Genomic DNA, 26,430 nt, shown 5'->3' with positions numbered 1-26,430 from the left:
CGAGGAGGGGCCGTGACCCAGACCCAACCGGTGGAGACCCTGTCCCCGCCCCGCCCGGCGCCGGTCGCGGTCCCCACCGCCGGACAGCCCTACGAATACCGCCGCGCGCCCCTCGTCGAACCCGACTGGACCCGCTTCCCCGGCTGGCGCCACATCACCCGTGACCAGTGGGAGAACGCGCAGTGGCAGCGCGTCAACTGCGTCAAGAACATCAAGCAGCTGCGCACCGTCCTCGGCGACGCGGTCGACGAGTCCTTCTACGCCGACCTCGAGGCCGACCAGAAGGCCCTGGCCACCATGTCCATGCTGGTGCCGCCGCAGATGATCAACACCATGGTCCCGTTCGCGCCGATGAGCACCGAGGCGTTCCTCGCCGACCCCGTCCGGCGCTACATGATCCCCGTCGCGTCCGACCGGCGCACCGACTGGCCCTCCCACCCGTACGCCAGCCGCGACTCCCTGCACGAACACGACATGTGGGTCGCCGAGGGCCTCACCCACCGCTACCCCACCAAGGTCCTCGCCGAACTGCTCTCCACCTGCCCGCAGTACTGCGGGCACTGCACCCGCATGGACCTCGTCGGCAACTCCACCCCCGCCGTCGACAAGCTCAAGCTCACCCTCAAGCCCGTCGACCGCTACGACGCCCACATCGGCTACCTCAAGGCCCACCCCGGCGTACGTGACGTCGTCGTCTCCGGCGGCGACGTGGCCAACGTGCCGTGGAAGAACCTCGAGTCCTACCTGATGCGGCTGCTGGAGATCGAGACGATCCGCGACATCCGGCTCGCCACCAAGGCCCTCATGGGCCTGCCCCAGCACTGGCTGCAGCCCGACGTCGTCGAGGGCCTCGAGCGGGTCGCCCGCACCGCCGCCCGGCGAGGCGTCAACCTCGCCATCCACACCCACGTCAACCACGCCCAGTCGCTCACCCCGCTGGTCGCCAGGGCCGCCCAGACCGCACTCGACGTCGGCGTACGCGACGTACGCAACCAGGGCGTGCTCATGCGCGGCGTCAACGCCACCGCGCCCGACCTGCTCGACCTCTGCTTCGCCCTCCAGGGCGAGGCGGGCATCCTGCCGTACTACTTCTACATGTGCGACATGATCCCCAACGCCGAACACTGGCGGGTCCCGGTCTGGCACGCCCAGCAGCTCCAGCACGACATCATGGGCTACCTGCCCGGCTACGCCACCCCCCGCATCGTCTGCGACGTCCCGTTCGTCGGCAAGCGCTGGGTGCACATGCTCACCGAGTACGACCGCGACCGCGGCATCTCGTACTGGACGAAGAACTACCGCACCTCCATCGAGTCCGCCGACGCCGAGGCGCTCAACAAGCGCTACGCCTACTACGACCCGATCGACACCCTGCCCGAGGCCGGGCAGCAGTGGTGGGCCGAACACCGCAACGACTGACCCCACCAGCGTCACGTCACCCCCGGAGCCGACCACCGGCCCGGGGGTGACGTGTCTTCCGGCCCCGCCCGGGCCGGCACGCTTTCCGGCGCGGGTGCCGCGCTGGGTCCATCGGGCGGCGTCGACCGCCTTCCGCTCCCCCTGCCCCGCGCTTTTTCGTGTCGGCGCCGGTTGCGTTCGTCCGGTGCGGCGGCCCACACACCCGCTAGGGCATCCTAGGACACTAGGTGAAGAGGGAAAGCCGATCGTCTGGTTGACTGGACGAATGGGAGAGATCCTGCTGATCCGGCATGGCGAGACCACCTGGAGCGCCAGCCGCCGGCACACGTCGTACACCGACCTCCAGCTCACCCCCGACGGCGAGCGGCAGGCCCGCGCCCTCGGCGGGTTCCTCGCCGGCCGGCGCTTCGCCGGCGTCCTCGCCAGTCCCCGCGCCCGGGCCCAGCACACCGCCCGGCTGGCCGGGCTCACCGTCACCGACACGCTCGACGACCTCGCCGAGTGGAACTACGGCGAGTACGAGGGGCGCACCACCGCCGCCATCAGCGACGACCACCCCAACTGGTCCATCTGGACCGACGGCTGCCCCGGCGGGGAGTCCCCGAACCAGGTCGGAGAACGCCTCGACCGGGTGCTCGCCCGGGTCCACCCGCTGCTCGACCGGGGCACCGTCGCCCTCGTCGGGCACGCCCACAGCCTGCGCGTGCTCGGCGCCCGCTGGGTCGGCCTGCCACCGTCGGCCGGCGGCCTGCTGCGGCTGGACACCGCCACCGTCAGCGTGCTCGGCCACGAGCACGGCCGACGGGTCATCCTGCGGTGGAACCAGCCGGTTCCCCCGACGCCCGCGAACGCGCCCGAGCGTGGGGCTCGGCACTGATCTTCGGCGGCCGGTTCTCGTAGGGCGTCGACAGCACCACCGTGGTGCGGGTGGTCACGTTCGCCGCCGTGCGGATCTCCTGCAGCAGCCGCTCCAGGTCGGCCGGGCTGGCCACCCGCACCAGCAAGAGGTAGAAGTCCTCCCCCGCCACCGAGTAGCACGAGTCGATCTCGGGCAGGTGGGCCAACCGCTCCGGCGCGTCGTCGGGCTGCGACGGGTCGAACGGACGGATCGCCACGAAGGCGGTCAGCGGCAGGTCGAGAGCCTCGAAGGAGACCCGGGCGGCGTACCCCTTGATCACGCCGCGCTGCTCCAGGCGACGCACCCGCTGGTGCACGGCGGAGACCGACAGGCCCACCTTCTCCGCCAGATCGGTGTACGACAGCCGACCGTCAGCGGTCAGCGCGGCGATGATGGCGCGGTCGATCTCCTCCACGGCGTGCAACCTACCGGGAAAACCGCTCCACGGCGACGACGCGTCCCGCCGGCGCAACTGCCACGCCGGCGGGACGACACCCGTCAGCCCTTCGCCAGGGCCCGGGAGATGACCAGCCGCTGGATCTGGTTGGTGCCCTCGACGATCTGCAGCACCTTGGCCTCCCGCATGTACCGCTCCACCGGGTGGTCGGCCACGTAGCCGGCGCCACCGAGCACCTGCACCGCGTCGGTGGTCACCCGCATCGCCACGTCCGTGGCGAAGAGCTTCGCCTTCGCCGCCTCGATCGAGTACGGCCGACCGGCGTCGCGCAGTCGGGCCGCGGCCAGCATCAACGCCCGGGCCGCGGAGATCTGGGTGGCCAGGTCGGCGAGCGTGAACCCCAGTCCCTGGAAGTCGATGATCGCCTTGCCGAACTGCTGACGCTCCCGGGCGTAGCCGACCGCGTAGTCGAGCGCCGCCTGGGCCAGCCCGACCGCGCAGGCCGCGATGCCGAGGCGCCCCGAGTCGAGGGCGGACATGGCGATGGTGAAGCCCGCCCCCTCCCCGCCGATCAGCCGCTCGGCCGGCACCCGGGCCGAGTCGAAGGCGATCTGCGCCACCGGGGAGGCGCGCAGCCCCATCGTCCGCTCGGCCGCCTGCGGCGCGATGCCCGGCGTGTCGCGGTCGGCCAGCAGGCAGGAGATGCCCTTCGGGCCGGGCCCGCCGGTGCGGCAGAAGATGTTGTAGAAGTCCGCCACCTGGGCGTGGGTGATCCACGCCTTCGTGCCGTCGACCACATAGGTCTCGCCCTCGCGCATGGCCCTCGTGGTCAGCGCGGCGGCGTCCGAGCCGCCCTGCGGCTCCGACAGGCAGTACGCCCCGAGCAGTTCCCCGCCGACCATGTCGGGCAGCAGCTTGCGCTGCTCGTCCGTGCCGAACTGCGCCAGCGGGTAGCAGGACAGGGTGTGCACGCTGACCGCCTCGGCGACCGCGAGCCAGCGGCTGGCCAGGATCTCCAGCACCTGCAGGTAGACCTCGTAGGGCTGGGCGGCTCCGCCGTGCTCCTCGGCGTACGGCAGGCCGAGCAGGCCGGCCCGCCCGAGGGTGCGCAGCACCTCCCGGGGGAACTCCGCGCGTTCCTCGAACCCGACGGCGCGCGGCGCGAGCTCCCGGTCGGCGAGTTCGGTGGCGAGGTCCAGCAGGTCGTGGGCCTCGTCGGTGGGCAGGATCCGGTCGACAGTCATAGCGCGATGAGCTCCGTGGGGGTGGTGTTGAGCCGTTGCACGCCGTCCGTGGTGCAGACGACGATGTCCTCGATGCGGGCGCCGTGGCGGCCCGCCAGGTAGATGCCGGGTTCGACGGAGAACGCCATCCCCGGCTCCAGGCGGCGGTCGTTGCCGGCCACCACGTAGGGCTCCTCGTGGCCCTCCAGGCCGATGCCGTGGCCGGTGCGGTGCAGGAACCGCGCGCCGAAGCCGGCGGCGGCGATCGGCTCGCGGGCCGCGGCGTCGACGTCCTCGGCGGTCACTCCGGGCCGGACGGCGGCCACCGCGGCCCGTTGGGCGGCGTGCAGCACCGCGTAGTAGTCGACGAACTCGGCCGGCGCCGGGGCGCCCGCGACGTAGGTGCGGGTGCAGTCGGAGCGGTAGCCCGAGGGCATCGTCCCGCCGATGTCCACGACGACCGGCTCGCCCGCGCCGATGGGCCGGTCGGAGGTGCCGTGGTGCGGGCTGGCGCCGTTCGGGCCGGCGGCGACGATCACGAAGTCCACGCTGACGTGCCCGGCGGCGCGGATCGCCGCGGCGATGTCGGCGCCCACCTCCGCCTCGGTGCGGCCCGGGCGCAGCCACTCCCCCATCCGCCGGTGCACGGCGTCGATGGCCGCACCCGCCTCGGCCAGCGCCGCGACCTCGGCCGGGGACTTACGCAGGCGCAGCTCGCGCAGCACCTCCGAGGCCAGCCGCTGGGCGGTGCCGGGCAGCGCCGCGCGCAGGACCAGGACCTGCTCGGCCCACATCCGGTCGGCCAGCCCGACCGCCGCCACCGGTCCGCCGAGCGCGGCGACGAGCAGCGGGTACGGGTCGGTGCCGTCGGCGTGCTCCACGATGCGTACGCCGGTGGCCGGCGCCGGGGACGCCTCGGCGGCCGGGCGCTCCAGGGCGGGCACGATCAGGGTGGCCTCGCCCTGCGCGGGCAGCACGAGGCAGGTGAGCCGCTCCCCTTCGTGGGCGTCGTAGCCGGTCAGGTAGCGCAGGTCGGCGCCGGGGGTGAGCAGCAGCGCGTCCAGGCCCGCGGCGGCGGTGGCACGCCGCGCGTCGGCAAGTCGCCGGGGCGGATACAGCTCGTCGGATCCCACGCGGTCAGCTTAACGGTCGTTCGGGCATCGCCCCAGCCCGCCCGGCACCGGGAAGCGTTCCCCAATGCATCGAACATCGTCGTTGACGCGACAGTTAACACTCCTTAGGATTTGGCTGCCTCGAGGATGTCCACCCCCGTCCCGCCCGTACGCCCGCACCCGGCGCCCGATCGTCCCGTGCCGCCCGGCGCGGGCGGCACGGCCGCCGCTACCCGCCCACGGGAAGGCCCCGATGCCCTCATCGCTGCCCCGCCTCCGGTCGGCCCTCGCCGCCGGCCTGCTCACCCTGGCCACCGCCGCCGCCACCCTCGCCCTGGTCCCCGCCCCCGCGCAGGCCGCCGTGCTGCCCAACGGCTTCCGCAGCGTCGGCTACCTGCCGTCCTGGAGCGGCGACGTCAACGCCGTGCAGTACGGCAAGCTCACCCACGTCAACTACGCGTTCGTGCTGCCCAACGGCGACGGCAGCCTCCGCCCGGTGGAGAACCCGGCCAAGCTCTCCCAGCTGGTCTCGCGCGGTCACGCCAGCAACGTCAAGGTCTCGATCGCGATCGGCGGTTGGAACAACGGCGACGACTCCGCCTTCGAGGCGCTCGCCGCCAACCCCGGCAGCCGCACCACGTTCGTCAACAACGTCGTCAACTTCGTCAACCAGTACAACCTCGACGGCGTCGACATGGACTGGGAGTACCCGGACCCGGGCGCCTCGGCCACCAACTACACCGCGCTGATGCAGCAGCTGGCCGGCGCCCTGCACAGCCGGGGCAAGCTGCTCACCGCCGCCGTGGTCTCCGAGGGCTGGTACGCCGAGGGCGTGCAGCCGGCCGTGTTCGGCCACGTCGACTGGCTCAACATCATGGCGTACGACGGCGGCAGCCCGCACGCCAACTACGACTGGTCGGTCAACGCCGTCAACTTCTGGAAGTCCCGGGGTCTGCCCGCCCGCAAGGCGGTGCTCGGCGTGCCGTTCTACAGCCGGCCCGGCTACCACACCTACGCCTCGCTGGTCGCCATGGACCCGGCCAACGCCAACCGCGACTGCACCACCGTCGGCGGGACCCAGCAGTGCTACAACGGCATCCCCACCGTCAGGCGCAAGACCCAGTGGGCCATGGCCAACGCCGGCGGCATCATGAACTGGGAACTCAGCCAGGACACCACCGGGGCCACCTCCCTGGTGAGCGCCATCTACGACACCGCCACCGGCGGCAGCACCCCGCCGCCCGTCGGGCGCACCGGCCCGATCACCGGGATCGGCGGCAAGTGCGTGGACGTGGCGGCCGCCTCCACGGCCAACGGCACCGCCGTGCAGCTCTACACCTGCAACGGCACCAACGCCCAGAGTTGGACGGTGGGCACCGACGGCACGCTGCGCGCCCTCGGCAAGTGCGCCGACGTGACCAGCGCCTCCACCGCCAACGGCGCCAAGGTGCAGCTGTGGGACTGCAACGGCACCGGGGCACAGGTCTGGCAGGCCCAGTCCAACGGCACGCTGCGCAACCCGGCGTCCAACAGGTGTCTGGACGCCACCGACAACAGCTCCGCCGACGGCACCCGGCTGCAGATCTGGGACTGCTTCGGCGGCGCCAACCAGGTCTGGCGACTGCCCGCCTGATCCGGCACGGGCCCCGTCTCCGCCTCGGCGGGGCGGGGCCTCTGCGCCCGCCGGTGGCCCCTCGTCAGGCCGTGGCCCCTCGCCGGCGCCGCGACCCCGCCGTCGGCAGGCGCACGCTCACCCGCCGACTCCGTCCGGGTCCATCGGCAGCGCGGCGGCGATCCGGCGGACCCGGTGCGCGTGGGTCAGCACGTCCACGCTGTCGACGTACTGGTCGACCGCCCCGATCGGCGCGCGTCCGCGCAGCGCCGGGTCGGCGGTGGCGGCCCGCAGCGCGGCGGCGACCCGATCGGCGCCCAGGACCAGGAACGGCCGCCCGTGAAACGGCCGGGGCCGGGCGCGCACCGGGGCCACCAGGCCGGTGGCGTCGGTCCAGGCCGCGACCGCCGCCAGCGCCCGGACCAGACCGGCCTCCCGGGTCCGCCAGTCGCCGGGGCCCAGCGCGTCGGCCAGGGCCGCGACGACGGGCGCCGCGTCGGGCAGCCGGGCGAACAGCGTGCCCAGCCACTTGTCGTACGGGGGCCAGCGGCGGTGCAGCAGCAGGCCGAGCCGCATCAGGTCCCGGGCCAGCCCGGCGGTGACCACCCGGCTGCCGAGGTCGTCGCCGCTCTCGGCGCATCGCCCGGGCAGGTGCTCGGCCTGGGCGACACGCGTCCACGCGGCGGCGAGCACGTGCCGCCACACGTCGTCCGGATACCAGGCCAGCGCCGCCCGTGCCCCGGTCAGCGCGCCGTCGAGGCCGTCGTGGAAGACCGCGCCGCCGGTCACCTCGGCCAGCCGCTGCGTGGGCGTGGCCAGCCAGTCCGCCGTGCCGACGCCGGCGGCGGGATCGAAGCCCAACCGGTCGCGCCACCAGCCGCCCAGCTCGTGGATCGTGACGCCGTGGCGGCTGCCCGCCCGGTCGGCGACCCCCAGCCTGCCCACCCCGCTGAACCGGGTCGGCCACCCGAGGAACTCCGTCGGGAGGTCGGCGTCCAGCGTCGCGCCCACGGCCGGGATCCGGGCCGCGTCGGCCGCGGCGACGAAGAGCTGCCCCCGCGGCCCCCAGTCGTGGTCGGTGGAGCGCGGGGTGTCCAGGCCGAGCAGCTCCGAGCCGCCGTCGAGCAGGCCGGCCGCGTAGCGCAGGCCGGGATGGCGGCGGCGCAGGATCGGGGCGAGCACCTCGTCATGGAACCGGCGGCCCAACGTCAGGCCCGCAACGAACGTCACACCGGCAAGTCTGCGCCGCGGGCGGCGGGCCCGCAGCCCGGTTTCGCCGCCGCCCGCCGTACCCGCCGATAGGCTGGCGCGGACGGGTCGCCGACGGAGAGGACACACCGCCGTGGCACCGACGGACCGGGAGCGCGCCGCGACCCGACGCCGGCGGCTGCTCTGGGCGGGCGTCCTCGCGGTGGCGGGCCTGGCGCTGCTGGTGGTCGGCCTGACGCTCGCCGACGGCGCGACGGCCTGGATCGAGGTGGCGGTCGCGATCGTGCTGCTGTTCATCAGCTACGGCGTGCAGTACGTGGTGCGGCGTGAGACGTTGCACGCCGACGACGAGCGGCCCTGAGCGCCGCGCCGTACCGCCGATCGTCGGTGGGGTGTGCCAGGCTGTCGGGCGTGGCACAGCGACCCCCCATCCTGCTCATCGACGCGCCCAGCCTCTACTTCCGGGCCTACTTCGGCATCCCCGAGTCGGCCGCCCGGGCCGCCGACGGCAGCCCCGTCAACGCGGTGCGCGGCTTCCTCGACATGCTGGCGAGCCTGATCCGCACCCGCCGGCCCGACCGGATGGTCTGCGCGATGGACCACGACTGGCGGCCCGACTGGCGGGTGGCCCTGCTGCCGTCCTACAAGGCGCACCGGGTGGCCCCCGAGGGCGGCGAGGTGGTGCCCGACACGCTCAGCCCGCAGGTCCCGCTGATCCTGGAGGTGCTCGACGCCGTCGGGATCACCCACGTCGGCGCGACCGGCTACGAGGCCGACGACGTGCTCGGCACCCTCTCGGTGACCCAGCCGGCGCCGGTCGAGGTGGTCTCCGGTGACCGGGACCTGTTCCAGCTCGTCGACGACACCCGCCCCGTGCGCCTGCTCTACGTCGGGCGGGGCGTGGCCAAGCTCGACGACTGCGACGACGCCGCCGTGCGCGCCCGCTACGGCGTGCCGGCGGACCGGTACGCCGACTTCGCCGCCCTGCGGGGCGACCCCAGTGACGGGCTGCCCGGCGTGGCGGGTGTGGGCGAGAAGACGGCCGCCCGGCTGGTCGAGCGCTACGGCGACATCCCCGCCATCCTGGCCGCCCTGGACGAGCCGGGCTCCGGCTTCGCCCCCGGGCTGCGCACCAGGCTCGCCGCCGCGCGGGACTACCTCGCCGTCGCGCCCAAGGTGGTCCGGGTCGCCCTCGACGTGCCGCTGCCCGCGCTGGCCACCGAGCTGCCGAGCGCCCCCGCCGATCCGGACCGGCTGCTGGAACTGGCCGGCGAGTGGAACCTGGCCGGCTCCGCACGTCGCCTGGTCGACGCCCTCGCCCAGCGGTCCTGACACCGTCCGCCGGGCCGGGGTTCGACGGACGGCGCCGACCCGCTGGACGCCTCAGCGCGGCGGGGCGTTCCGGCGGGTCGGGAACGGGGTGCCCGGCCGGCCGAGCGTGGACCGGGCCCGCAGGCCCACCGGGTCCGGCTCCGCCGCAGGCACCGCCGCCGGCTCCTGGTTGCGCAGCGTGTCGACGTACGCCGCAGCGGCCCGGTCCTCGTCGGTGGGGGCGGCGAGCAGCGCGTAGACCAGCCCGACCACCCCGAACACCACCGCGAGGATGATCGGCACCAGCAGGGTGCTGACGCCGGCACCGGTCACCTCGCCCTGCCGGGCGTGCGCGTGCACCGACATGGCGCTCATCCCGGTGAAGTGCATGCCGTTGACCGCGACGCCCATCAGCAGGGCCGCGCCGACGATCGCCAGCCCCCGCCGGACGGTCACCGCGAGCCAGAGCGCCACGGTGGCCGCGACCACCGCGATCACGATCGACAGCACCACGCGGGTCATGTCGTACTCGATGCGGCCGTTGAGCCGCATGGCGGCCATGCCGGTGTAGTGCATCGCGGCGACGCCGGCACCGGTGAACAGGCCCCCGGCGAGCAGTCGCACGGCGGAGAACCGGCCGGTTCCGACGATGGCGAGGCCGATGCCGACCGCGATCACGGCGATCAGCGCGCTGGCCACGGTGATCGGCACGTCGTAGCGGATCCGGGTGCCCTCGACGGCGAAGCCGAGCATCGCCATGAAGTGCATGGTCCAGATGGCGGTGCCGCCGATGGCCCAGGCCGCCAGGGTCCCCCACCAGGCACGCTGGCCCGCGCTACCCGCCGTACGGATGCGGCTGGCGCAGATCAGGCCGAGGGCCGAGCCCAGCACCGACAGCGCGTAGCTGAGCGCGGGGGTGATCCACCCGTACTCAAAGTGATTGATTTCCGCCATGGCGGGCTTCCCCCAGATCGACTACCGGCGCGTAGCGTCGCGCCGCAGCAATGATCAGGGATGCCCTCAGCAGGCACAACGGCACCCCCCGGCCAATTCAGGGGGTGCCGTCGCAGTGACTGTGCGATGCGTCGATCTCGATGCATGACTACGTTCAGTGACGGTCAGGCCGGGGTGTGGTAGGCCAGCACGCCGCGGTTCACGGCGCCGATCGCCTGCCGGGCCGTGGACCTGAGCTCCGTCGACGCGCCGCCGGAGTCGGCGAGCTGGCCGAGCAGGTCGACGACCTGCCGGGCCCACCGGACGAAGTCGCCGGCCGGCATCTCGCCGTCGATCTCGTGGCCGCTGCCGAGGACCTTCGCCAGCGCCTCCCCCCGCGCCCAGCGGTAGACCGGCCAGGCGAAGCCGAGGTCGGGCTCGCGGGTGACGGTGAGGCCGCGGGCCGCCTCGTCGGCCTCGATCTCGCTCCACAGCTTGAGCGTCTCGTCGACGGCGTCCGCCACGGGCCCGCGCGGCAGCGACGCCCGCTCGTCGACGTCGCGGCGGGCCTCGAAGACCACCACGGAAACCGCCGCGGCCAGCTCGGCCGGGGAGAGCCCGTCCCAGACCCCGCGTCGCAGGCACTCGGCGACCAGCAGGTCCGCCTCGGTCCAGATCCGGCCGAGCATCCGGCCGGCGTCGGTCACCGTGCCGTCGGGCGTCAGGTAGCCCCGGCCCGTCAGCAGCGCCACGATCCGGTCGAACGTGCGGGCCAGCGAGCCGGTCCGGCCGGCCACCCGCTGCCGCAGCTCCTCGGTGTCCTTCTCCAGGCGGCGGCGCCGCTCCGCCCAGCGGGCGTGCTCCTCCCGGTCGGGGCAGGCGTGGCAGGGGTGCCGCCGCAGCTCGGTGCGGAGCTGGCTGAGCTGGTGATCGTCGCCCGCCGCCTGCCGGGACCGCCCGCCGCGACGGCCGCCGTGCCGGTCCAGCCCCGTGCCGCTGACCTCGGCGGCCAGGTCGCGCCGGGCCGCCGGGGAGCGGTGGTTGAAGTGCTTCGGCACCCGGATGCGCGCCAGCACCTCGGCCGGGGCAGTGAAGTCGCCGGGGCTGACCCGGCCCGCCCAGCGATCCTGGGTGAGCACCAGCGGTCGGGGCTCGGCGAAGCCGCCGGTGGCCGGGTCGAGCACGACGGCCAGGCCGGCTCGCCGGCCCGACGGCACCCGGATCACGTCGCCGATCCGCAGCCGCTCCAGCGAGGCCACCGCGGCGGCCTTGCGCTGGCTCTGCCCCTGCCGGGCGATGGCCCGCTCCCGGTCGGCGATCGCCACTCGCAGCGCGAAGTACTCCTCGAAGTCGCCGTGGTGGCAGGCCGCCTCCGCGCCGTACGCCTCGATGGTCTCGGTGTTGCGCTGCACCTGGCGCGCGAGGCCGACCACCGAACGGTCCGCCTGGAACTGGGCGAACGAGGACTCCAGCAGCGCGCGGGCCGGCTCCGCACCGACGGTGCCGACCAGGTTGACCGCCATGTTGTACGACGGCCGGAAGCTGGAGCGCAGCGGGTAGGTGCGGGTGGAGGCGAGACCGGCCACGTGCCGGGGGTCGGTCTCCGGGGACCAGACGACGACGGCGTGGCCCTCGACGTCGATGCCGCGCCGGCCGGCGCGGCCGGTGAGCTGGGTGTATTCCCCCGGCGTCAGGTCGACGTGCGCCTCGCCGTTGTACTTGACCAGGCGCTCCAGCACGACGCAACGGGCCGGCATGTTGATGCCCAGGGCGAGCGTCTCGGTGGCGAAGACCGCCTTGACCAGGCCCCGGACGAAGAGCTCCTCGACGACCTCCTTGAACACCGGCAGCATGCCGGCGTGGTGGGCGGCGAGGCCGCGCTCCAGCCCGTCGAGCCACTCCCAGTAGCCGAGGACGGTCAGGTCCTCACCGGGGATGGCGGTGACCCGCGACTCGACGACCCGGCGGATCTCCGCCCGCTCCTCGGCCGAGGTCAGCCGCAGGCCCGCGGCCAGGCACTGCTGCACGGCGGCGGCGCAGCCGGCGCGGCTGAAGATGAAGAGGATGGCCGGCAGCAGCCCCTCCCGGTCGAGCCGGTCGACGATGTCGGGGCGCATCGGGCCACGCCAGCGCGGCCCGCGTCGGCCGGCGCCGGGGCCGGCGCTGCGGCCCTCGCCCAGCTCCAGCCGGCGCATCGTGTCGCGGGTGTAGCGCAGCAGCTCGGGGTGCACGTCGTGCTTGCGGGCGGCGTCGGCGTCGTGGAACAGGTCGAACATCCGCTTGCCGACCAGCATGTGCTGCCACAGCGGCACCGGACGGTGCTCGCTGACCACCACGGTCGTCTCGCCGCGCACGGTGACCAGCCAGTCGGCGAACTCCTCGGCGTTGGACACGGTGGCCGACAGGGAGACCAGGGTGACCGAGGCGGGCAGGTGGATGATCACCTCTTCCCACACCCCGCCGCGGAACCGGTCGGCGAGGTAGTGCACCTCGTCCATCACCACGTACGCCAGGCCGTCGAGGGTGGCCGAGCCGGCGTAGAGCATGTTGCGCAGCACCTCGGTGGTCATCACCACCACCGGTGCGTCTCCGTTGATGGCGTTGTCGCCGGTGAGCAGCCCGACCTGCTCGGCGCCGTAGCGGTCGACCAGGTCGTGGTACTTCTGGTTCGACAGAGCCTTGATCGGGGTGGTGTAGAAGCACTTGCGCCTGCGGGGCGCGGGCTCCGCGTCGCCCGTCGCGGGAGCGTCGCCGGTGGGCGCGTCGCCGCTGACGGTGGCGGTGACGGTGGCGGTGACGGTGGCGGGCGTCGGCGTGCCGCGCAGCGCCAGGTGCACGGCGAACTCGCCGACCACCGTCTTGCCGGCGCCGGTCGGGGCGCAGACCAGCACGCCGCTGCCCCGTTCCAACGCCTGGCAGGCCTCGCGTTGGAAGTCGTCGAGGTCGAACCCCAGATCGAGGGCGAACTCGTTGAGTGCCGGAAACTGTGAGGCCTGCGCGGCCCGGCGGCGGGACGCCGCGTACCGCTCGGCGGGGCTCGACATGCCTCCAAGATTAATGCGTGCCGCCGACAGCCACCGGACAAGACCGACCGGCGAGGGCGTCCCAGGCGGTCGGTAGGGTGCACGACGTGCCGGATCATGCCGAACCGCCCCACGTCTCGCGCGGTGCCGACGACGCCGTCGACCCGGGCCCGTCCCGTCGGCCGGTGGAGGCGGTCCTGCTCGACTTCCACGGCACCCTCGCCCAGGTGGAGGAGCCCCGGGAGTGGGTGCTCGCCGCCGCGGCCGCCTGCGGGGTGTCCCTCGAGCGGATGCGGGCCACCGCGCTGGCCGACCGGCTGCTGACCGCCGGTCGCGCCGGCGGGCCGCTGCCGGCCCGGGTGCCGCCCCGGCTGAGCGAGCTGTGGGCCGACCGGGACCTCTACCCGCACGCCCACCGGGGCGCCTACACGGGGCTCGCCGAGACCGTGGACGCGGGCATCGAGGGCTTCGCCGAGGCGCTCTACGAACGGGTGCTGGTGCCCGAGGGATGGGTGCCCTACCCCGACACCGCCCCGACCCTGGCCGCGCTGCGGGCGGGAGGCGTCCGGGTGGCCGTGGTCAGCAACATCGGCTTCGACATCCGGCCGCACTTCGAGGCCTGGGGGCTGGCCGGCCTGGTCGACGCGTTCGTGCTGTCGTACGAGGTGGGGCGCTGCAAGCCGGACCCGGGGATCTTCCTGCGCGCCTGCGGGATGCTCGGCGTCGACCCGGAGCGGACCCTGATGGTGGGCGACACCCCGGCCGACGCCGGGGCCGTCGCGGCCGGGTGCGCGGTGCTGGTGCTGCCGGCCGCCGAGGCGGGTCGGGCCAACGGTTTGGGTGCCGTGCTGGACCTGGCCGGGGTCGAGAATCAGAGCTAACCACCGCCCGACAGCGCCGTTAACACCACACGCTAACGCGAAGACGTTATCGTCGCTGCCATGATCACCGAGACGTCACCCCGGGACCGTATCGTCCGGGCCGCCGCCGCGCTGCTCGCCGAGGGCGGCCGGGAGGCGGTCTCCACCCGCGCGGTCAGCCGGGCGGCCGGGGTGCAGGCACCCACGATCTACCGCCAGTTCGGCGACATGCGGGGCCTGCTGGACGCGGCCGCCAGCTACGGTTTCGCCGCCTTCCTGCACGGGCAGGCGACGGCCGACCCCGCCGGCGACCCGGTCGACGACCTGCGCCGGGGCTGGGACCTGCACGTCGGCTTCGGCGTGGCCAACCCGGCGTTCCACGCCCTCATGTACGCCGACCCGCATCCCGGCGAGACCCCGACCGCGGCCCGGGTCGCGGCCGACATCCTGCGTCAGCTCGTGCACCGGGTGGCCGAGGCGGGCCGGCTGCGTACGGGCGTCGACGAGGCGACAGAGATGCTGCACGCCAGCTCCTGCGGGGTCACCCTCACCCTGATCCGGACCCCACCGCCGCGACGCGACCCGGCCCTGTCGACCCGCACCCGCGAGGCGATGCTCGCCGCCCTGGTCACCGACTCCGCCGCCGCCCGGGCCACCTCCCGCACCGACCGCCCGGTCCGGCACGCGGTGGCGCTGCGCGCCGCCCTCGACACCCTCGCCACCGACCTCACCACCGCCGAACGCACCCTGCTCGCCGAATGGCTCGACCGCATAACCCGCACCCCCTCCTGACCCACCCCACCCCCGTGGCGTCGATCATGGACTTCTGGTGCCGGTTCTGCCCGCTTACACGACTTGTGCGGGGCACCACAACTGCATGATCGACGCCGAGGGCGGGGGTCAGCGGAGGAGGTGCAGGGCGGCGGGGGCGGCGGTTGCGGTCAGCGGGAGGGGCAGGGAGCGCTCGCCGTCGGCGTACGTGGTGATGCCCTCGGCGCCCAGCTCGACGGTGCGGGCCCGGTAGCTGCGCACCAGCGGGTGGGTCACGTGGGTACCCCGGTAGATGCGCGGCTTGACCCGCATCAGGGTGCGCCGGTCGAACCGGCCGCCCACCACCACGTCGAGCAGGCCGTCGGTCGGGTCCGCGTCCGGGCAGATCCGCATGCCGCCGCCGTAGCTGGCGCAGTTGCCCACCGCCACCAGCACGGCGTCGACCTCGTGCGACACCCCGTCGAGGCGCAGCGTGTAGCGGCGCGGGCGCAGCCGGGCCAGCTCCACCAGGATCGCCAGGTCGTAGCGGCGCGGACCGCTCGGCCAGCGCATCCGGTTGGCACGCTCGTTCACGATCGCGTCGAAGCCGGCGGCGAGCACCGCCCCGTACCAACGCTGTGTGCCGTCGGCCCCCGTCATCCGGGCCAGGTCCACGCGGCGGGTGCGGCCGTCGCGCAGCGCCGCCGCGATGACGTCGGCGGCGGCCAGCGGGTCCACCGGGAAGCCGGTGTCGGCGGCGAAGTCGTTGCCGGTGCCTGCGGGCACCGGGCCGAACGGGACGGAGGTGCCGGCGACTGCCTGCAGCGCGCGGTGCACGGTGCCGTCGCCCCCGACCGCGACCAGGGCCGACGCGCCGTCGTCGACCGCGGCGCGGCAGGCCACCTCGGCCTCGTCGGCGGTACGCGCACGCAACAGCCGTACCGGCCGGCCGGCGGCCGCGAGCCGGTGCAGCACCTGCGGCAGCAGTCCTCGGTGCCGGCCCCGACCGGCGACCGGGTTGGCCAGCACGGCGACGGGCCCGTCACCGGTGACGGAGGGGTGATCGTCTGCGGTCACGGCGAGCACCGTACCGCCCCCGGCCGGGGTGGGCGCACCGCCCGCCCCGCGACGGTGGGGCACACATGGCGCACCGCACACCTCGGGCGCAACTGACTTTTGTCATGGCCGACCGTGCGGCACGCATCCGTCGTCATGACTGAACGCACTGGAACCGCCATGGCCCGAACGGACAGACTCATATCCGTCAGCAGGTCGAAGGCATCGACCGAACAGCGGAGGGAGTGGTCACGGTGGACGAGCGCTACGACAGCTACTGCGCCGCCGACCGGCTCTTCTACGACTCCCTCGGCAGCGCGGTCGAGCAGCCGACGTTCGCGGCGGCGCAGCGACCCGTCCCCGACGGCTGGCGCTCCGAGCCGCTGGACGACTGGCTGATCTACGCCCCCGAGGGCGGCACGCTGCCCCAGCAGGGCTGGAAGATCCACGTGTCGGCGACGCTCGACAACGCGGAGCGGGTGCTGGACACCGTCTGGGACTACTGCGTCCCGCGTGGACTGTCCTTCAAGTTCCTCCGCGGCCCGCGCACCCTGCTGATGCGCAACTCCAAGTACGCCTCCCGGGCGGCCAGCGGCAAGTTCGTCACCGTCTACCCCCGCGACGACGCGGAGCTCGAGCTGGTCTGCAAGGAGCTCGACGAGCTGCTCGCCGGCGAGCCCGGCCCGTACATCCTCAGCGACCTGCGCCACGGCGCCGGCCCGGTGCACGTGCGCTACGGCGGCTTCGCCGCCCGCTACTGCCACTCCCCCGACGGCCAGGTGGTCCCGGCGATCGAGGACGACACGGGCACGCTCGTGCCCGACCGTCGCGACCCGGTGTTCCACGTCCCGTCCTGGGTGACGCTGCCCGACTTCCTCGGCCCGCACCTGGCCGCCCGCAACGCCACCAGCACCGACGAGGTGCCGTACCGCGTCGAGAAGGTCATCCACTTCTCCAACGGCGGCGGCCTCTACGTCGGCCGGGACGTGCGCACCGACACCCAGGTCGTGCTGAAGGAGGCCCGGCCGCACGCCGGCCTCGACGCCGACGGCAACGACGCCGTCGCCCGGCTGGCCCGGGAGGCCGACGCGCTGCGCCGGCTCGCCGACCTGCCGCAGGTGCCCCGGGTGCACGACGAGTTCGCCCTCGGCGAGCACCGGTTCCTCGCGCTGGAGTTCATCGAGGGCCGCTCGCTCAACAAGGTCCTGGTCGACCGGTACCCGCTGATCGACGCCGACGCCACGGACGCCGACCGCGCCGACTACACCCGGTGGGCGCTGGACGTGCACCGGCAGGTCGAGCAGGTCGTCACGGCGATCCACGACCGCGGCCTGGTCTACGGCGACCTGCACCTGTTCAACGTCATGGTCCGCCCGGACGACCGGATCGCGCTGGTCGACTTCGAGGTCGCCGCGCCGATCGACGGCCACCGCCGGCCAGGTCTGCGCAACCAGGGCTTCGCCGCCCCCCGGGACCGCACCGGGCCCGCCGTCGACCGGTACGCCCTGGCCTGCCTGCGGCTGGCGCTGTTCCTGCCGCTGACCCAGCTCGTCCGGCTCGGACCGGACAAGGCCGCGCACCTCGCCGACGTGATCGCCGACCACTTCCCGGTGCCGAGGGAACTGCTCGACGACGCCGTACGGGAGATCACCGGCGCGCCCCCGACCGACGCCGAGCCGGCGCGCGACCTCACCGTCGACGTCGGACCGGCCCACCGCGACCGGCTCGCCCGGGCGATCCTCGCCAGCGCGACACCCGAGCGGGACGACCGGCTCTTCCCCGGCGACATCGAGCAGTTCCGCAGCGGCGGGCTCAACCTCGCCCACGGCGCCGCCGGCGTCCTGTACGCCCTGCACGTCAGCGGCGCCGGGCGGTGGCCGGAACACGAGCAGTGGCTGGTCCGCCATGCCACGACACCCGCCTCCGGCACCCGGTTGGGCTTCTACGACGGCCTGCACGGCGTCGCGTACGCCCTGGAGGCGCTCGGCCGCCGGCAGGACGCCCTCGACGTGCTCGACATCTGCCTGCGCCAGCCGCTGGACGGCCTCGACCACAGCCTCTCGGGCGGCCTGTCCGGCATCGCGCTCAACCTGGCCGAGCTGGCCGGGCGCACCGGCGAGACGGCCCTGCGCGACGCGGCCTGGCGGGCCGCCGAGCGGGTGGTCGACCAGCTCGCCGACGACCCCGGGCCGGACATCAGCGGCGGACGCAACCCGTACGCCGGACTGCTGCGCGGCCGGACCGGACCCGCGCTGCTGATGGTGCGGCTGCACGAGCTGACCGGCGAGCAGGCGCTGCTGGGGCACGCCGCCACGGCCCTGCGTCAGGACCTGCGCCGCTGCGTGGTACGCCCCGACGGCGCGCTGGAGGTCAACGAGGGCTGGCGCACCATGCCCTACCTCGGCCAGGGCAGCGTCGGCATCGGGCTGGTGCTCGACGAGTACCTGCGCCACCGCGCCGACGAGCGGTTCGCCGAGGCCAGCGCCGGCGTACGCCGTGCCGCCCGGTCCCCGTTCTACGCGCAGTCCGGCCTCTTCGCAGGGCGGGCCGGGATCGTGGCCTACCTGGCGGCGTACCCCGACGATCCGCAGCGGTGCCGCGAACGCGACGCCCAGGTGGCCCGGCTGGCCTGGCACGCCCTGCCCTACCGCGACGGCACCGCCTTCCCGGGCGAGCAGCTGCTGCGGCTGTCCATGGACCTCGGCACCGGCACCGCCGGCGTGCTGCTGGTGCTGGCCGCCGCGCGGCCCGACGCCCCGGTGAGCCTGCCGTTCCTCGCGCCCCTGGCGGGCGCCCCCGACTCCCTCGCCTCGGCGAGGGCGACCGATCCGACCGACCAGCACGGAAGGAGGTGACACGACATGGCGCTTCTCGACCTCCAGGGCATGGAGATGGCCCCCGCCGACCGTACCGGCGGTGGCAGCCGGGCGAGCCTGCTGCTCTGCGGCGACAGCTCGCTGTCCGTCACGACCTGCAACTGATCCGTTCGCCTTCACCGGCGACTTCAGGGCAAGACCACCTGACCGACCAGCACAGAAGGAGATGACTCGACATGGCGCTTCTCGACCTCCAGGGCATGGAGATGGCCCCCGCCGACCGTACCGGCGGTGGCAGCCGGGCGAGCCTGCTGCTCTGCGGCGACAGCTCGCTGTCCGTCACGACCTGCAACTGATCGGATCGTCACGCGAGGCCCTGGGCGGATGGACGTGTCCGCCCAGGGCCGCACGTCTTCTGCGGGAGGGCCAATGCGGACGCCGACCGGCTCCGACCAGCTGCTGCGGCGGGTGGTCCGCGACGGCGGCGGCTGGACGGTCCTGCTCGGCACGGTGGCGCTCACCGGCGCCGCCGCCGAACTCGCCCTGCCGGCCGCGCTCGGGCTCGCGGTCGACGCCGCCGTCACCGGCGACGGCGGCACCTGGTGGCCGGCCGCCGCCTGCGGCCTGATCGCCGTTCTCATGGCCACCGACATCCTCGGCGACGTGGCCAGCGGATACGGCGCGGCCCGGGCCACCGCACGGCTGCGCCGGCGCCTGCTGCGTCACCTGTTCGCCTGCGACGTGCGCACCGTCCGCCGCCATCCGGTGGGCGACCTGGTCGGCCGGCTCGTCGGGCAGGCCGCCGACGCCGGGCAGGCCGGCACCGCCGTGGTGCTGGGCGTCGTCGCGCTGCTGCCCCCGGCCGGCAGCGTCGTGGCGCTCACCCTGCTGGAACCGCTGCTCGGCGTCACCCTTCTCGCCGGTCTGGTCCTGCTCACCCTGCTCATGCGCGCCTTCGTCGCCGACGCCTCCGCCGCCGTCGCCGGCTACCAGCGGGTGCTGGGCGACATCGCCGGCCGACTGCTCGAGGCGCTGGGCGGGGCCCGCACCATCGCCGCCGCGGCGACCGCCGACCGGGAACGCGACCGGGTGCTGGCGGCCCTGCCGGAGCTGCGTGGGTACGGCCTGCTGAGCTGGCGGCTGCTGGCCAGGGCCAGCGCCCGCACCGCCGCCGTCGGACCGCTGCTCCAGGTGGCCGTCGTGGCCGTCGGCGGGTACGCGCTGACCGTCGGCTGGCTCACCCCCGGCCAGCTCGTCGCCGCCGTGCAGTACGCGGCCCTCGGCGCCGGGCTCGGCGCGGTGCTGGCCACGCTGAACCGGCTGGTGCGCAGCCGCGCGGCGGCCAGCCGGATCGCCGAACCGCTGGCCCACCCGGTACGCCCCGAGGGCTCCGAGCCGCTGCCGCCCGGTCAGGGCGAACTGCGGCTGCGTGGGGTCGGCGTGCGCGCCGAGGACGGGCGGATGGTCCTCGACGGAATAGACCTGACCGTCCCGGCGGGCGCCACGGTGGCCGTCGTCGGGCGCTCCGGCTCCGGCAAGTCGACCCTCGCCGCGGTGGCCGGCCGGCTGCACGACCCGGACGCCGGCGAGGTGCTGCTGGACGGGGTGCCGCTGCGCCGGCTCGGCCCGCCGGCGCTGCGCCGGGCCGTCGGCCACGCCTTCGACCGGCCCGTCCTGGTCGGCGAGACGGTGCACGACGCGATCGGGCTCGGGCTGCCCGCCGGATCGGCGCGACCGCCCGCCGACGCCGCCCCGGCCACCCCCGCGGTGCTGGCCGCCACGCGGGCCGCGCAGGTCGCCGACGTCGTCGCCCGGCTGCCCGAGGGCTTCCGCACCCCGCTGACGGACGCGCCGTTCTCCGGCGGCGAGACACAGCGCCTCGGGCTGGCCCGCGCGTTCCCCGCCGAGCGGCTGCTCGTCCTCGACGACGCCACCTCCAGCCTGGACACCGCCACCGAACACCGGATCGCCCGGGCGGTCACGGCCGGCGCCGGCGGGCGTACCCGGCTCGTGGTGACCCACCGGGTGACGACGGCGGCCGCGGCGGACCTGGTGGCGTGGCTCGACGACGGGCGGCTGCGGGCCGTGGCGCCGCACCGGCGGCTCTGGGCCGACCCGGCCTACCGGGCGGTCTTCGCGCCCGGCGGGGACGCCCGATGAGCGGCCCGGGCGTACGCCGGACCACCTGGGCGGCGCTGCGGGCCCGCCGTCGGGCGCTGGGCCGGCTGGCCGCCTGGTCGGCGGTCGAGGCCCTGCCGGCGCTGCTCGGCGGGGTGTTCGTGGCGCGTGCCGTGGACCGGGGCTTCCTGGCCGGCCAGTTCGGCACCGGCCTGGCCTGGCTGGCCGGGCTCGCGGCGGCCGTGCTGGTGGGCGCGGCGGCCGCCGGCCAGGTGTACCGCAGCCTGGGGGCCGTGGTGGAGCCGTTCCGCGACGAGCTGGCCACCCGGGTGGTGTGGGGGGCGCTTCGCGACGCCACCCGGGCTGGCGGCCGGGCGGACAGCGCCACCGTCGCCCGGCTGACCCACCAGGTCGAGGTGGTCCGGGACACCTTCGGCGGGCTGGTGCTGGTGGTCCGCGGGTTCCTGTTCACCGCCGGGGCGGCGCTGCTCGGCCTGCTCGCCCTGGCCCCGCCGCTGGCGGGCGCGGTGGCCGCCCCGCTGGTGGTCGGCCTGGTCGTGTTCGGGGCGTCGTTGCCGGCGATGGTGGCGCACCAGCGGGCGCAGGTGACCGCCGGCGAGCGGCTCGGCCGGGCGGCCGCGGCGGCGCTGGCCGGGCATCGCGACGTCGTCGCCTGCGGCGCACAGGAGCGCGTCGTGTCCGACGTGGACCGCCGGGTCACGGCGCAGGCGGACGCGGAGCGGACGCTGGCCCGCATGGCGGCGCTGCGCAGCCTCAGCCTCGGGGTGGGCGGCTGGCTGCCCGTGGCGGTGCTGCTGCTGGCCGCGCCGTGGCTCGTCCGGCAGGGGCTGAGCGCCGGGGCCGTGCTGGGCGCGCTGGTCTACGTCACCACCGGCCTGCAACCCGCCCTGCACGCGGTGGTGCAGGGCGTCGGCGGCGGCGGCCTGCGCTACGCCGTCACCCTGGGCCGGATCCTGCGCACCAGCCCGCCCCCGGCTCCCGGCCCCCGCCCGAGCACCACCGAGGCCGCGGCCTGCGACGTCGCCCCCCTGCCGACCCAGGTCCCCGCCACGCCGCCACGCCGCGCCGCAGCCCCGGCGGGCGGCACCCGCCCGGCGCCGGACGCCGCCGGCCCGCCGGCGGTCGCCCTGCGCGGACTGACCTTCCGGTACGGTCCGCACGCCCGCCCCGTCCTGGCGGACCTCACCCTGACGGTGACGGCCGGCGAACACGTGGCGGTGGTGGGGCCGAGCGGCGCCGGCAAGTCCACCCTGGCCGCGCTTGTCGCCGGGCTGGTACCGCCGGAGTCGGGCACGGTGCACCTGGCCGGCGTGCCGGTCGCCGGCACGGCCCCGGAGGCGCTGGCCCGGCTGCGGGTGCTGGTGCCGCAGGAGGCGTACGTGCGCAGCGGCACCGTCGGCGACAACCTGCGCTACCTGTACCCCGACGTCGACGACGCGACGGTCCTGGCCGCGGTGCGCGCCCTCGGCGCCGATCCCCTGGTGTCCCGCCTCGGCGGCCTCGACGCCGAGGTCGACCCCACCGCCCTCTCCGCCGGGGAGCGCCAGCTCGTCGCCGCGGTCCGGGCCTACCTGGCTCCCGCGCCGCTGGTGATCCTCGACGAGGCGACCTGTCACCTCGACCCGACCCTGGAGGCGACCGTCGAGCACGCCTTCGCCCGCCGACCGGGCACCCTGGTGGTGATCGCGCACCGGATCAGCTCGGCGACCCGGGCGCGCCGGGTGCTGGTGTTCGACGGCGACCGACCGCTCGTGGGCACCCACGACGACCTGCTGACCCGCTCGCCCATCTACCGCGAGCTGGTCGGGCACTGGGAGGACCCGGTGCCCGCGGCCCGCGTGCCGCTCGGTCGGCCCTGACCATCGGCCGCCAATGGGCGGCCGTCAGATCCAGCCGGCCTCGCGGGCGACGCGCACCGCCTCCACCCTGGTGCGCGCGCCCGCCTTGCGGGCGATCCTGCCGAGGTGGTTGCGCACGGTCCCGGGTGCCAGACCGAGCGCCCGGGCGACCTCCACGACCGGCGCGCCGGCCGCGGTCAGGTCGAGGATCTCCGTCTCCCGCGAGGTGAGTGGGCTGTCCCGGCTCAGCGCCGCCATCACCAGGTCGGCGTCGACCACCGACTCGCGCCGCGCCAACCGCCGGATGCCGTCCAGCACCCGGTGCGGGGAGACGTCGCTGCCGAGGATCCCGACGGTGCGCCCCGGCGCGAAGACCCGGTGCAGGCTGCAGGCCCGACGGCGGTCGGCCAGCACCAGCAACGGGCACTGCCCCGGCACGCCCGTGTCGCCGATGAGATCGAGGTCCACGACCGCGACATCGGGACGCCGCGTCCGGACCGCGGGCGGCAGGGCGTCGCCCCGGTCCAGTTCCGCCACCACGCTGATGTCCGCCTCGGCGGCGAGGACGAGCGACAGAGCGCCACGGACCAGGGCACCGTCGAGAGCGAGCAACGTGCGGATCACCATTGACCCTCCGGAGCATCGTCAGGTAGATCACGGACCGTCAGAATTCAAACACGCAGTGATGGATTTCGCTCGGCGAGCGGCCGCCTCCGTCCGGCGTGGACACGCGGGCAGGCGATGGCGGCACCCGGACGCGCTACATCCAGCCGGCGCGGCGGGCGCGCCACACCGCCTCCATCCGGTTGCGAGCGCCGGTCTTGCGCATGATGGCCGACAGGTGGTTGCGCACCGTCCCGTGCGCCAGATAGAGCCGGTGGGCGATCTCCTTGAGCGGCACGCCCTCCGCGGCCACGCGCAGCACCTCCACCTCCCGACGCGTCAACGGGCTCGACGCGGGGCGCAGCGCCGTCACGGCGGCGTCGGCGTCGATGACCTTTCCCCCGGCTGCCACTTCGCGTACGGCGTCGACCAGCGCCTCCAGGGAGGCGTCCTTGCCGACCAGCCCCCGAACGCCGGCTGCCAGCAGGTCCCCGACGATGCTCTGGCTCCACCGCCGGCCCATGGCCAGCACGGCGGTGTCGGGCGCCGCCCTGGTGATCCGGGCGACGGCCTCGACCGGGTGCGGGGCGTCCGGCGCCAGGTCCACCAGCACCACGTCAGGGCGGTGCCGACGCACCAGCGCCGGCAACTCGGACACTCCGGTCACCTCGGCGACGACCTCGATGTCGTCCTCGCTGGACAGGGCCGCGCACAGCGCGGTGCGCAGCAGGCCCATCTCCTCAACAACCACGACGCGGATCAACGCGTAGCTCCGATCTGGGGGGTGGGGGGCGACGACGGGTCCCGTTGACGGGACTGTGCGGGCCGGCCGGACGTGAGGACGGGTACGGCTCGCGACAGGTCGACGACCGACGATCAGGAAAAACGTGTGGCCTGGCTCCGGGCGACCGGCGGAACGGGCCGGACGGTCGCCGTGGACCTACCTGGGACTCAGCCGGGGCGGGCACTCACCCCGGAAGACTCGTCAGCCGAAGCGGGCAGCGGCCCGCCGGCGGCCAGCGGCACGGGCGACGGGTCGGCGGGCTGGCCGGGCGGCGCCGGGGCGCCGGCGGTGGCCACGCACCGGGAACGGCTCGTCGGACACGCCACGCGGGCGACGCCGCCCCCGCCCGGCACGGCGACGCGCGGCCCGCGTCGCCGGGGCGGGCGGGGGGCCTCCGGCGCGGTGACGGGCGGACGACGGAACCTCGGGCGACGCACTGGACAGCGACCTCCCTCGTCGGACACGTCGACACATCGTAAAGATCTGCTTACCCGATCGCAGCTCATGGATGCCTGGTGACGGATTGCCGACTGGGTGCTGACGGCGGGCGCGAGGTGCGCTACGTGCGGTCGTGGCGCCGCCACGCCGGGCGCGCGAGGCGGAGGCGCTGCGGGAGACCACCGTCGACGGCGACGAGCCCTCCGGTGAAGGAGGGCTCGTCCGACGTGTGAGAGGTGGACGACCGGCCGGTCAGGTCATGTCGTCGTAGCGGCGGTCGATCGGCGCGGGCGCGGCGACCGGCTCCGGGGCCGTGACCGGCGCGCTGGCGTCCACCCGCTGCCCGGCCTCCACCGGCTCGGGGTCGAACTCCAGCGGCGACACCTCGTCGTCGCCGATGCCGGCGTAGACCTCCTTGCCGCGTCCCCTGCGCTTGTCGTTGAGGAACGCGACACCGACCGCCGCGAAGTAGAGCGCGCAGAGACAGAGCGCCAGCGCGGTCATCCCGAACGGGTCGGGGGTCGGCGTGACCACGGCGGAGAACGCGAAGAACACGAACACCGCGATCCGCCACCAGCTGAGCAGCCGCTTCGCGCTGGCGATGCCGACGAAGTTCAGCATCAACACCAGCAGCGGAAACTCGAACGCCACTCCGAACAGCAGGATCAGGTTGGTGACGAACGAGATGTAGCGGGTGACCTCGAGGTTCGTGGCGATGTCGTCGCCGGAGATGTTGAGCAGGAACTCCAGGCCCTTGGTCGTGACGAAGAACGCCAGCAGGGCACCCGCCGCGAACAGCGGCGCGGCCAGCGCGGTGAAGACGTACGCGTAGCGCCGCTCTTTCCGGTGCAGGCCGGGCGCGATGAACGCCCAGAGCTGGTAGAGCCAGACCGGGGCCGCGATGATCAAGCCCACCCAGAGCCCGATCTTCAGGTTGAGCAGGAAGACGTCCGCGACACCGAGCTGCACGAACTTGCACTTGCCGCTGGCGATGTCGATCGACGCCGGCAGGTCACAGTACGGCTTCGAGAGCAGGATCCGGACCGGCCCGGCGAGCCAGATGCCGAAGCCGAAGCCGACCAGGATCGCCAGGGACGCCTTGAACAGACGGTTGCGCAGCTCGCGGATGTGCTCGACGAGCGTCATCGAGCCGTCGGCGGCCCGCTCGAAGTTGCTCGGGCCGCGCTTCTTGAGGGCGAAGGCCACGGGTCTCGGGCCCTTCGGTCAGTTGTCGCGGACGCGCTGCGCCGGGTCGTTGACCGGGGGTGCGTACGGCTGCTGCTGCGGGGCGACGTGCGGCTGCGGCCCGGCAGGCGGCGGCGCGTACGCCTGGCCCTGGACGGTCTGCGGCGGGAGCGGCTGGTAGCCGGACTGCGCGTCGGCCTTGTCGGCGAGGTCGCGGTCGTCGTCGTGCAGGCTCTTGGTCTCGGCCTTGATGATCCGCAGCGACCGGCCCAGCGAACGAGCCGCGTCGGGGAGCCGCTTCGCGCCGAAGAGCAGGATCAGCACGACCACGAGTACGGCGATGTGCCACGGCTTGAGGGCACCCATGGGAAGCTCCAGTCGCTCTGTGTCGTCGTGAGGGGTGTACCGCAGCCCATCGTACGTCCGCCGACGGCCGCTGCCACCCGCCGGGTGGTGGTGGTTCGTCCCGGCCGGTGAAGTCTTGACCAACGCGGGACGTCCCGTCAACCGTCTGTCGAAGGATCGTTCCTGCGTACAACGGCACCGGTTCGCGCAGGAACCGGGCACCGATCGCTCAGCCGCCGCGTTTCGCCTTGATCACGGCCATCCGCCGCTGGGTGGTGTCGAGCTGCTCCTGGAGGGCCTCCGCCCGCGCCTGGAGGGTCTCGGCGGTCTCCCGCAGCGCCTCCGCCTCACCCGCCCGGCGCTGCAGCGCCACGGCCGCACGGCGCAGCCGGGGCAGCCGCGCCAGCACCGGCCGCAGGGCCAGGACGAACACGACGAGCGCGAACAGCACCACCGCGAGCACGATCCACTTCACCACG

General features: G+C 74.6%; 24 protein-coding genes. 12 read left to right on the top strand and 12 right to left on the bottom strand.

Annotated elements, in window-relative coordinates:
• The first annotated feature begins 12 nt into the window (after nt 1-12).
• Together V6U77_RS11090 and V6U77_RS11085 are read left to right on the top strand one after the other, a co-directional pair.
• Complete coding sequence (locus V6U77_RS11090; RefSeq protein ID WP_334606173.1) at nt 13-1,419, top strand: KamA family radical SAM protein; 1,407 nt, start codon at nt 13-15, stop codon at nt 1,417-1,419.
• 265 nt (nt 1,420-1,684) lie between these two features.
• A complete protein-coding gene (locus tag V6U77_RS11085) occupies nt 1,685-2,296 on the top strand; it encodes a histidine phosphatase family protein (RefSeq protein ID WP_334606171.1) in 612 nt (203 codons plus the stop codon).
• Here V6U77_RS11085 and V6U77_RS11080 read toward each other — a convergent pair.
• From V6U77_RS11080 to V6U77_RS11070, 3 genes are all read right to left on the bottom strand, one after another.
• Complete coding sequence (locus tag V6U77_RS11080) at nt 2,226-2,732, bottom strand: Lrp/AsnC family transcriptional regulator (RefSeq protein ID WP_334606170.1); 507 nt, start codon at nt 2,730-2,732, stop codon at nt 2,226-2,228. The two genes, V6U77_RS11085 and V6U77_RS11080, sit on opposite strands and share 71 nt — an antisense overlap.
• Before the next feature lie 83 nt (nt 2,733-2,815).
• A complete protein-coding gene (locus tag V6U77_RS11075) occupies nt 2,816-3,958 on the bottom strand; it encodes an acyl-CoA dehydrogenase family protein (protein ID WP_334606169.1) in 1,143 nt (380 codons plus the stop codon).
• Entirely contained in the window at nt 3,955-5,070 is a 1,116-nt protein-coding gene (locus V6U77_RS11070; RefSeq protein WP_334606168.1) for a M24 family metallopeptidase, read from the bottom strand. The genes V6U77_RS11075 and V6U77_RS11070 overlap by 4 nt, the downstream gene beginning before the upstream one ends.
• 232 nt (nt 5,071-5,302) lie before the next feature.
• Between V6U77_RS11070 and V6U77_RS11065 the strand changes: the two genes are divergently transcribed.
• Nucleotides 5,303-6,682, top strand: a complete 1,380-nt coding sequence (locus V6U77_RS11065; RefSeq protein WP_334606167.1) for a glycosyl hydrolase family 18 protein — start codon at nt 5,303-5,305, stop codon at nt 6,680-6,682.
• 117 nt (nt 6,683-6,799) lie between these two features.
• Here the strand turns inward: V6U77_RS11065 and V6U77_RS11060 are convergent, their stop codons facing one another.
• Nucleotides 6,800-7,891, bottom strand: coding sequence for a DUF4037 domain-containing protein (locus tag V6U77_RS11060; protein ID WP_334606166.1), 1,092 nt, complete (start codon nt 7,889-7,891; stop codon nt 6,800-6,802).
• A 112-nt stretch (nt 7,892-8,003) separates the two neighbouring features.
• Between V6U77_RS11060 and V6U77_RS11055 the strand changes: the two genes are divergently transcribed.
• Complete coding sequence (locus V6U77_RS11055) at nt 8,004-8,231, top strand: hypothetical protein (RefSeq protein ID WP_334606165.1); 228 nt, start codon at nt 8,004-8,006, stop codon at nt 8,229-8,231.
• A gap of 50 nt (nt 8,232-8,281) precedes the next feature.
• Nucleotides 8,282-9,202, top strand: coding sequence for a 5'-3' exonuclease (locus V6U77_RS11050; protein ID WP_334606164.1), 921 nt, complete (start codon nt 8,282-8,284; stop codon nt 9,200-9,202).
• Between the two features lie 51 nt (nt 9,203-9,253).
• Here the strand turns inward: V6U77_RS11050 and V6U77_RS11045 are convergent, their stop codons facing one another.
• The gene (locus tag V6U77_RS11045) at nt 9,254-10,135 is read right to left on the bottom strand and encodes an MHYT domain-containing protein (RefSeq protein WP_334606163.1); all 882 of its coding nucleotides are present in this window, start codon (nt 10,133-10,135) and stop codon (nt 9,254-9,256) included.
• Nucleotides 10,136-10,299: 164 nt separating this feature from the next.
• Nucleotides 10,300-13,158 carry a DEAD/DEAH box helicase gene (locus V6U77_RS11040; protein ID WP_334606162.1) on the bottom strand — a complete coding sequence of 953 codons (2,859 nt, stop codon included), beginning with the start codon at nt 13,156-13,158 and terminating at the stop codon, nt 10,300-10,302.
• Between the two features lie 86 nt (nt 13,159-13,244).
• Between V6U77_RS11040 and V6U77_RS11035 the strand changes: the two genes are divergently transcribed.
• Nucleotides 13,245-14,018: an HAD family hydrolase gene (locus V6U77_RS11035; protein WP_442934412.1), complete on the top strand. Its 774-nt coding sequence runs from the start codon at nt 13,245-13,247 to the stop codon at nt 14,016-14,018.
• A 60-nt stretch (nt 14,019-14,078) separates the two neighbouring features.
• Nucleotides 14,079-14,789, top strand: coding sequence for a TetR/AcrR family transcriptional regulator (locus V6U77_RS11030; RefSeq protein WP_334606161.1), 711 nt, complete (start codon nt 14,079-14,081; stop codon nt 14,787-14,789).
• A gap of 108 nt (nt 14,790-14,897) precedes the next feature.
• Here the strand turns inward: V6U77_RS11030 and V6U77_RS11025 are convergent, their stop codons facing one another.
• Complete coding sequence (locus V6U77_RS11025; protein ID WP_334606217.1) at nt 14,898-15,833, bottom strand: diacylglycerol kinase; 936 nt, start codon at nt 15,831-15,833, stop codon at nt 14,898-14,900.
• 224 nt (nt 15,834-16,057) lie between these two features.
• Here V6U77_RS11025 and lanKC point away from each other — a divergent pair, with 224 nt between their 5' ends.
• The 5 genes from lanKC (at nt 16,058) to V6U77_RS11000 (ending at nt 22,617) form a co-directional block, all read left to right on the top strand.
• Nucleotides 16,058-18,658 (top strand): class III lanthionine synthetase LanKC, encoded by a 2,601-nt coding sequence (gene lanKC / locus V6U77_RS11020; RefSeq protein WP_334606160.1) that lies wholly within the window; start codon nt 16,058-16,060, stop codon nt 18,656-18,658.
• Between the two features lie 6 nt (nt 18,659-18,664).
• The gene (locus V6U77_RS11015; protein WP_089003486.1) at nt 18,665-18,784 is read left to right on the top strand and encodes a SapB/AmfS family lanthipeptide; all 120 of its coding nucleotides are present in this window, start codon (nt 18,665-18,667) and stop codon (nt 18,782-18,784) included.
• A 71-nt stretch (nt 18,785-18,855) separates the two neighbouring features.
• On the top strand, nt 18,856-18,975 hold the full coding sequence (locus V6U77_RS11010) for a SapB/AmfS family lanthipeptide (protein WP_089003486.1): 120 nt from the start codon (nt 18,856-18,858) through the stop codon (nt 18,973-18,975).
• 73 nt (nt 18,976-19,048) lie between these two features.
• Nucleotides 19,049-20,779 carry an ABC transporter ATP-binding protein gene (locus V6U77_RS11005; protein WP_334606159.1) on the top strand — a complete coding sequence of 577 codons (1,731 nt, stop codon included), beginning with the start codon at nt 19,049-19,051 and terminating at the stop codon, nt 20,777-20,779.
• A complete protein-coding gene (locus V6U77_RS11000; protein ID WP_334606158.1) occupies nt 20,776-22,617 on the top strand; it encodes an ATP-binding cassette domain-containing protein in 1,842 nt (613 codons plus the stop codon). Before V6U77_RS11005 ends, V6U77_RS11000 begins: the two co-directional genes overlap by 4 nt.
• A gap of 24 nt (nt 22,618-22,641) precedes the next feature.
• Here the strand turns inward: V6U77_RS11000 and V6U77_RS10995 are convergent, their stop codons facing one another.
• The 5 genes from V6U77_RS10995 to V6U77_RS10975 all read right to left on the bottom strand — a co-directional run bounded on the left by V6U77_RS10995 (nt 22,642) and on the right by V6U77_RS10975 (nt 26,429).
• Nucleotides 22,642-23,223 carry a response regulator transcription factor gene (locus V6U77_RS10995; protein ID WP_334606157.1) on the bottom strand — a complete coding sequence of 194 codons (582 nt, stop codon included), beginning with the start codon at nt 23,221-23,223 and terminating at the stop codon, nt 22,642-22,644.
• 133 nt (nt 23,224-23,356) lie between these two features.
• Nucleotides 23,357-23,950: a response regulator transcription factor gene (locus V6U77_RS10990; RefSeq protein ID WP_334606156.1), complete on the bottom strand. Its 594-nt coding sequence runs from the start codon at nt 23,948-23,950 to the stop codon at nt 23,357-23,359.
• Between the two features lie 723 nt (nt 23,951-24,673).
• Nucleotides 24,674-25,627, bottom strand: a complete 954-nt coding sequence (gene tatC, locus V6U77_RS10985) for a twin-arginine translocase subunit TatC (protein WP_334606155.1) — start codon at nt 25,625-25,627, stop codon at nt 24,674-24,676.
• Between the two features lie 18 nt (nt 25,628-25,645).
• A complete protein-coding gene (tatA, locus tag V6U77_RS10980; RefSeq protein ID WP_334606154.1) occupies nt 25,646-25,972 on the bottom strand; it encodes a Sec-independent protein translocase subunit TatA in 327 nt (108 codons plus the stop codon).
• Between the two features lie 208 nt (nt 25,973-26,180).
• A complete protein-coding gene (locus V6U77_RS10975; RefSeq protein WP_334606153.1) occupies nt 26,181-26,429 on the bottom strand; it encodes a hypothetical protein in 249 nt (82 codons plus the stop codon).
• Between the last annotated feature and the right edge of the window lies 1 nt (nt 26,430).

The organism is Micromonospora sp. CPCC 205546 (genome assembly GCF_036902715.1).
Classification (GTDB): domain Bacteria; phylum Actinomycetota; class Actinomycetes; order Mycobacteriales; family Micromonosporaceae; genus Micromonospora.
The sequence above is the reverse complement of the archived record's forward strand: the minus strand, read 5'-3'. Positions and strand labels throughout refer to the sequence as shown.